Source organism: Roseiarcus sp. (assembly GCF_052145395.1).
Classification (GTDB): Bacteria; Pseudomonadota; Alphaproteobacteria; order Rhizobiales; family Beijerinckiaceae; genus Roseiarcus.
In genome coordinates this window covers 1-6,512 of sequence record NZ_JBKQOT010000544.1, presented here as the reverse complement: position 1 = coordinate 6,512, position 6,512 = coordinate 1, and the positions used below count along the sequence as shown (strand labels likewise).

9 protein-coding genes are annotated in these 6,512 nt (G+C 67.1%); 5 read left to right on the top strand and 4 right to left on the bottom strand.

Annotated features, from left to right (window positions below):
- Window positions 1-536: YgfZ/GcvT domain-containing protein (locus tag ACLP25_RS18765; protein WP_442470684.1), on the bottom strand; the 536-nt coding region annotated here is incomplete at its 3' end.
- 92 nt (window positions 537-628) lie between these two features.
- Here ACLP25_RS18765 and ACLP25_RS18760 point away from each other — a divergent pair.
- Both ACLP25_RS18760 and ACLP25_RS18755 read left to right on the top strand, forming a co-directional pair.
- Entirely contained in the window at window positions 629-1,945 is a 1,317-nt protein-coding gene (locus tag ACLP25_RS18760; protein WP_442470683.1) for a dihydroorotase, read from the top strand.
- Between the two features lie 173 nt (window positions 1,946-2,118).
- A complete protein-coding gene (locus ACLP25_RS18755) occupies window positions 2,119-2,712 on the top strand; it encodes a hypothetical protein (RefSeq protein ID WP_442470682.1) in 594 nt (197 codons plus the stop codon).
- An 83-nt stretch (window positions 2,713-2,795) separates the two neighbouring features.
- Here ACLP25_RS18755 and ACLP25_RS18750 read toward each other — a convergent pair whose 3' ends face one another.
- Both ACLP25_RS18750 and ACLP25_RS18745 read right to left on the bottom strand, forming a co-directional pair.
- Window positions 2,796-3,266 (bottom strand): MaoC family dehydratase, encoded by a 471-nt coding sequence (locus ACLP25_RS18750; RefSeq protein WP_442470681.1) that lies wholly within the window; start codon window positions 3,264-3,266, stop codon window positions 2,796-2,798.
- A complete protein-coding gene (locus ACLP25_RS18745; protein WP_442470680.1) occupies window positions 3,263-4,075 on the bottom strand; it encodes an SDR family oxidoreductase in 813 nt (270 codons plus the stop codon). Before ACLP25_RS18745 ends, ACLP25_RS18750 begins: the two co-directional genes overlap by 4 nt.
- Window positions 4,076-4,197: 122 nt before the next feature.
- On the opposite strand from ACLP25_RS18745, the gene ACLP25_RS18740 reads away from it, so the two are divergent.
- The 3 genes from ACLP25_RS18740 to ACLP25_RS18730 are packed head-to-tail and all read left to right on the top strand — an operon-like array spanning window position 4,198 to window position 6,165.
- Complete coding sequence (locus ACLP25_RS18740) at window positions 4,198-4,605, top strand: NADPH-dependent FMN reductase (protein WP_442470679.1); 408 nt, start codon at window positions 4,198-4,200, stop codon at window positions 4,603-4,605.
- 52 nt (window positions 4,606-4,657) lie between these two features.
- Window positions 4,658-5,488: a carbon-nitrogen hydrolase family protein gene (locus ACLP25_RS18735; protein WP_442470678.1), complete on the top strand. Its 831-nt coding sequence runs from the start codon at window positions 4,658-4,660 to the stop codon at window positions 5,486-5,488.
- A gap of 23 nt (window positions 5,489-5,511) precedes the next feature.
- On the top strand, window positions 5,512-6,165 hold the full coding sequence (locus ACLP25_RS18730; protein WP_442470677.1) for a spermidine synthase: 654 nt from the start codon (window positions 5,512-5,514) through the stop codon (window positions 6,163-6,165).
- 21 nt (window positions 6,166-6,186) lie between these two features.
- On the opposite strand, the gene ACLP25_RS18725 is transcribed toward ACLP25_RS18730, so the two are convergent.
- Window positions 6,187-6,512, bottom strand: a 326-nt coding sequence (locus ACLP25_RS18725; RefSeq protein WP_442470676.1) for a hypothetical protein, incomplete at its 5' end; no start/stop codon positions are given.

Genomic DNA, 6,512 nt, shown 5'->3' with positions numbered 1-6,512 from the left:
GCGTCGTGGGGAAAGGCGTCGCCGTAGGCGAAATCGACGCCGCCCTTGGGCGCGGCCGCATCGATGCGCAGCGCCTCGTAGGTCGCGACGTGCGCGGTCCCGAACACGGCCGCGTCGGCGCGCCGCAGAATAGCCCGCCAGCCGAGGCGCGGATCGCGCGGGTCGGCGTAGACAATGGCGCCCTTCGGGGCGTCCGGCGCCTCGCCCCAGAAGGCGACGACGCCGAGACCGGCGCTCTCGTCGGCGATCGCGACCTTGGCGCGCAGTTTATAGAAGCCGAGGCGCCTGGCGAGATCGGGCGCCTGCGCGGCGGCGCAGTCGACGAGAAAGGCGCGGCCCTCGTCCGCGGGAACGCTGACGACAAGCATGTCGAACAGGATTTTTCCCTGCGGCGTGAGCAGTCCAGCGTAGCACGCCTCACCTTGTTCGAGCTTCTCGACGTCGTTGGTCAGGAGCCCCTGCAGGAAGCTCACCGCGTCGTCGCCGCTCACGCGCACGACCCCGCGGTCCTCGAGAAGGGCGGCCTTGTCCGTCATCCGTAGAACTCCGATCCCGCTTGCATTGCCCGGCCTTGTTAATTAGGCCGCCTTCATGTTCGCGCAAGCGACCGGCGCGCAAGGATGAGGCCATGCCGCAGACGTTCGATCTCGTTCTGTCGAAGGGAACGGTGGTCAATCAAGACGGAGCAGGCGTCCGCGACATCGGCGTCCGCGACGGCCGCATCGCCGGGATCGGGGATCTGAGCGCCGCTTCGGCCGGAGAACGCATCGACTGCACGGGTTTGCACGTCCTTCCCGGCGTGATCGACAGCCAGGTGCACTTCCGCGAGCCCGGCCCGGTCCACAAGGAGGACCTCGAGACCGGCTCGCGCGCGGCGGTGCTCGGCGGCGTCACGGCCGTTTTCGAGATGCCCAACACCGATCCCGCGACGACGACCGAAGCGGCGCTCGCCGACAAGGTCGCGCGCGCCCGAGGGCGGATGCACTGCGACTTCGCCTTCTGGGTCGGCGGCGCCCATGACAATGTCGGAAGCCTCGCCGAACTCGAGCGCCTGCCCGGCGGCGCCGGCATCAAGGTGTTCATGGGTTCGTCCACCGGCAAGCTCCTCGTCGCCGACGACGCGGGCGTGCTCGCGATCCTGAAGGCGATCCGCCGCCGCGCGGCCTTCCACAGCGAGGACGAGGCGCGCCTCAACGAGCGGAAGCCCCTGCGCGTTCCCGGCGACCCTGCGTCGCATCCGGTGTGGCGCGACGAAACCGTGGCGCTGCGCTGCACGGAGCGGCTGATCCGCCTCGCCCGCGAAGCGCGTGCGCAGGTCCATGTGCTGCACATTTCTACGCGCGAGGAGATGGAGGTCCTCGCGCTGGCGAAGGACGTCGCGAGCGCCGAGGCGACGCCGCACCACCTGACGCTCAGCGCGGTAGATTATCCGCGCCTCGGGACCAAGCTGCAGATGAACCCGCCGGTGCGAGGGCCCGAGCATCGCGACGGGATCTGGCGCGGCCTTGGGCAGGGCGTCGTCGACGTCCTCGGGTCCGACCATGCGCCGCATACGCTGGAAGAGAAGGCCAAGCCCTATCCGGAGAGCCCGTCAGGCATGACGGGCGTGCAGACGCTCGTGCCGATCATGCTCGATCATGTCGCCGCCGGGCGGCTGACGCTCGAGCGCTTCGTCGACCTCACCAGCGCGGGCCCGGCGCGCGTCTTCCGCATCGTCGGCAAGGGGCGGATCGCGGCGGGCTACGACGCCGATTTCACGGTCGTGGACCTCAAGCGGGTCGAGACCATCCGCGATTCCTGGATCGCCTCGCGCTGCGGCTGGACGCCCTACGACGGCAAGACCGTCGCCGGCTGGCCGGTCGGGACGATCGTGCGGGGCCGGCGGGTGATGTGGGAGGGCGAGCTTGCGATGCCGTCCACGGGAGACGCGGTGCGGTTCTGGTGAGGCGGCCGCTCGTCGCCATTCTGTTAAGACAGGCTCCGTGACGGGCCGGCCGCAAGATCACGAATATTTGATCGCGCCGCGACGCCGGGATTTGGCGGAGCCAATTCGATTATTGCCGTAATCTTAGTCCATCATTAACTCATATTTATTATGACGTTTTGAGGAATACCGCTATGAGACCCATTGTGGCCTTGGCAATCAGCGGAAACTTTCTTCTCCTCGGTTTTTTTTGCCCTCTCTGCGACTTGAGCACGTCGAAGGCGCATGCCAGCATCGTGGAATATACGTTCACCACGGTTGACCCGTACGGGACCGCCAGCTTTTGGGACCCGCTCTATGTGTCCGGCCATGCGATTCCCGGCTCCGAAACCGATGGCTTTTCGGACTTCGATTTCACGATTCTAGACGGTTATACGTACACGTTTACCCCCGCGACCGGATTCACACTGCCCAGCCCGATTCCACAATCGGAGTGTGGTCTCGCCGGCGGGTACCCTCCTCCGACCCCCGTGTACGCCACTTTCAGCATCTTCCCTAACCCCGGGAGCGACTCGTTCAGCGCCGGGCTGGACGACGCCGGCGAAGACTTTTCGGCGAGCGGAACGATAAAAATTACCAACATTCTGGAACCATCGATTACCAACATTCCAGAATCAGCGAGTACCAACATTCCAGAACCATCGAGCTGGATGCTGACGCTGGTCGGATTCCTCTGCATCGGCTGGCTTCTGAAGCCCAGGTCCAAAAGAGGCCCGTTCCAACCGTGAGCGTGCGGCGCGCGCGGGACCTCTGAGCCGTTTGATCTCGCTGCGATTCGAACCTGGCGCGCAGCGGGGGCATAGTTGCGCGCTCAGGTGACCTGCATCGTCAGCCACGTCGCCGCAAGCGCGGGCTTGTGGACGCCCTCGATCTCCACGCTGACGTCATAAACGAGCTGCCATTCGCGCTCCGAGCGCTTGAGCACCGCGGTCAGCAGGAAATGCGCGCGGACCCGGGTCCCTGAGCGGACCGGATGGAGAAACCGCACCCGGTCGAAGCCGTAGTTGATCCCCATCGCCGCGCCCTGCACTTTGGGCAGCGCGCTGTAGGCCATCGGCGACAAAAGCGACAGGGTCAGGAACCCGTGCGCCACCGTTCCCCCGAACGGCGTAGCGCTCGCCTGATCCGGGTCGACATGTATGAACTGCTCGTCCTCGGTCACCTTGGCGAAGGCGTCGATGCGGTCCTGATCGACCACGAACCAGTGGGAGACGAAGGTCTGGCCGACGTTCTGGTGCAGCTCCGAAGGGGTCAGCGTCGTGGCTTCGGTCCATGAGCTCATTCATCGTCTCCGAACATCGCCGGCGGCGCCGCGACGCTGATGCCGCCGTCGACCGGCAGGATCGCCCCGGTCGTGTAGGCGCCCCCGCGCCCGGTCAGGAACAGAATGGCGCCGGCGATGTCCTCCGCCCGGCCGAGCCGATGCATCGGCACGGCGCTCGCGCCCCGCTCGGCGCCTTTCTCGTCGCCGAGGGCGAACTTCGTCATGTTGGTCGGAAACGGCCCCGGCGCGATGGCGTTGACGGTCACCTGCCGACCGGCGAACTCCGCGGCGAGGATGCGGGTCAGGTGATGCACGGCGGCCTTGGAGGCCGCATAGGACCAGGCGGTCTCAGACTGCGTCACCGTCCCCATCACCGAGCCGAAATTGACGACGTTGGAGGGCTGCTCGGGCGTCGCCGAGGCGATGAGCATCGGCGCGAGATCACGCGTGAGCGCGAACAGGCCGGCGACGTTGACGCTCATGATCCGATCGAACGCCTTCCACGGGTAAGTCTCGAACGGCCCGCCCCAGGTCATCCCGGCGTTGTTGACCAGAATGTGAAGCGCGTCGGTCCGCCGGCGCGTCTCGGCGGCGAGCTGGGCGACGCCCGCCTCGGTCGCAACCGTCCCTCCGAAACCTTCGCAGGGGCCGATCGCCGACATCTCCCTGGCCGCGGCCTCGCAAGCGTCGGCCTTGCGCGAGGCGATCAGCACGCGCGCGCCGGCGCTCAGCAGCGCCTCGGCGCATACGCGCCCGAGCCCGGTCGCGCCGCCGGTGACGAGCGCGGTGCGGCCACGGACGGAGAACAGATCGGACGGCGTGAACATGGGCTTCCTCCCGGCAACGGCGATTCGCGCCGATCCTAGCAAGCCGGCGCGCAAGGCCAAACTCCGGCCATGAACGGCATGAACGGCCCGGATCATGGCGGAATTCGCGAATGGGGACGCCGATGGCCGAGACCAAGCCGCTTCGCTTCGCCGTCCTGGTCGGGAGCCTGCGCAAGGGCTCCTTGAACGCCGCGATCGCCCGCGCCCTGCCCGCGCTCGCGCCCGCCGACGTGACGATCGCGCCGCTCGGGTCGGTGGGCGACTTTCCCCTCTACAATCACGCCCTGCAGGAGGAAAAGGGCTTCCCGCCCGCCGTCACCGCGATGGCGGAGGCGATCCGCGCGGCGGACGGCGTCATTTTCGTGACGCCGGAATACAACCATTCCGTCCCGGGCGTGCTCAAGAACGCCATCGACTGGCTGTCGCGGCTGCCGAACCAACCCTTTGCCGGCAAGCCCATCGCGATTGAGAGCGCTTCGCCGAGCCTGCGAGCGCAGCTCCACCTCCGCCACGTCTTCGTCCGAGGTTGACGCCCCGGCCGGCGCTGGACAGAGTGACGCCCAGGCCGGAGCGACGACACTCATGAAAGTCTCGATCATCCAGATGAATTCGATCAGCGACAAGGCCGCCAACATCGCGGCCGCGGAGGCGCTGATCGAGCGCGCCGTCAGCGAGGAGCGGCCGGATTGGGTGCTCTTGCCGGAATTCTTCGACTGGGCCGGCGGCTCGAAGGCCGACAAGCTCGCCAACGCCGAAACCCTTCCCGGCGGACCTGCGTACACGATGGCGCGAGCCCAGGCGGTCAAGCATCGCATCTTCGTCCACGCCGGCTCGATCATGGAAAGAATCGAGGGCGAGGAACGCATCCACAACACCTCCGTCGTCTTCAACCGCGAGGGCGAGGAGATCGCCCGCTACCGGAAGATCCACCTCTTCGATGTCACCACCCCCGACGGCGCGTCCTACAAGGAGAGCCAGACGGTGAAGGCGGGCGACCACGTCGTCACCTACGACTGCGAGGGCGTCACAATCGGCTGCTCGATCTGCTACGACCTGCGCTTCCCCGACCTCTTCCAGGCGCTCGCCGAGAAAGGCGCTGAGATCATCGCCCTGCCGGCCGCCTTCACGCTGCAGACCGGCAAGGATCATTGGGAGGTCTTGCTGCGCGCCCGGGCGATCGAGACCGAAGCTTACGTCTGCGCCAGCGCCCAGACTGGCTCCTTCACCGTCGGCAACGAGCAACGCCACACTTATGGGCATTCGCTGGTCGCCGATCCGTGGGGCCATGTGGTCGCCAAGGCCTCCGACGGCGCCGGGATCGTGTCGGCCCGGCTCGACATGGGGCAAGTCGAGCGGGTGCGCGGGCTGATCCCGGTCGCCGAGCATCGCAGGCGGCTCAGCACATTCGCGTGACGCGCGCCGGCAACCGAACGCCGATGATGGAGACAGCGACGATCATGGAGCGCGCGGCGGGACGGCTCGGCGAGCTGGCGCTTCGGGCCGTCGGCGACCATTACGAAGTCATCAGCAACGGCGTGTTCCTGATGGATACGCGCAACGGCGAGTCCGAGCGGCTGCTCGTGCGCCTCGCGCTGCGTCACAAGCGGGCCGGCCTGCGTCTGCTGATCGGCGGACTCGGGGTCGGCTTCTCGCTCGCCGAGGCGCTACGCTCGAACCTGGCGGAGTGCGTGACGGTCGTCGAGATCGAGCCGAAGATCATCGCGTGGAACCGGACTTTTCTCGCGTCCTGCTCGGGAGACGCGCTTTCCGACCCGAGGGTCGAGCTCGTCAACGAAGACCTGGCGGTTTGGCTCAGGCGCAACGAAGGACCGTTTGACGCGATCTGTCTCGACGTCGACAACGGTCCGGCGTGGACGGTCGCCGACGCCAACGGGGCGCTTTATTCGGACGAGGGCCTCGCCCTGCTCAGCGAGCGCCTCAAGCCCGGCGGGACTCTGACCGTCTGGAGCGCGGCGGAAGCGCAAAACTTCGAGGAAGCGTTGCGGCTCGCGTTCGACAAGGTCGAGATGGTCAGCGTCCCCGTGCCACGAGGCGAACCCGACGTCATCTACGTCGCCTCGCGCTACTGAGCCGAAGCGGCGGTGGCGGGATCACGCGCCTCCGACGTCGATCTCCCCATCGTCGTCGTCCGGCTCCTCGATGACGTCGAGCGCGTCCACAGGCGCGACAAAATCAAAACCGTCGTCGCCGAGCTTTCGGCGCAGGCGGTCAATCTGTCGCCTGATCTGCGTCGGAGACTCGGTCGGCCCGACAACGTAGAGCGGCCTGCCTTGGTAACCGAACGGGAACTGGACGTCGCAGGCGTCCGCGTCCACGTCGCCGAATAGGGGCCCCACCGCCGCGTAATCCGGGTGGGGCGGCAGCCCGAGCGACTGGGCAAAGGCCGCCGCGTCGCGCAGCAGCTTTCGCGCATAAG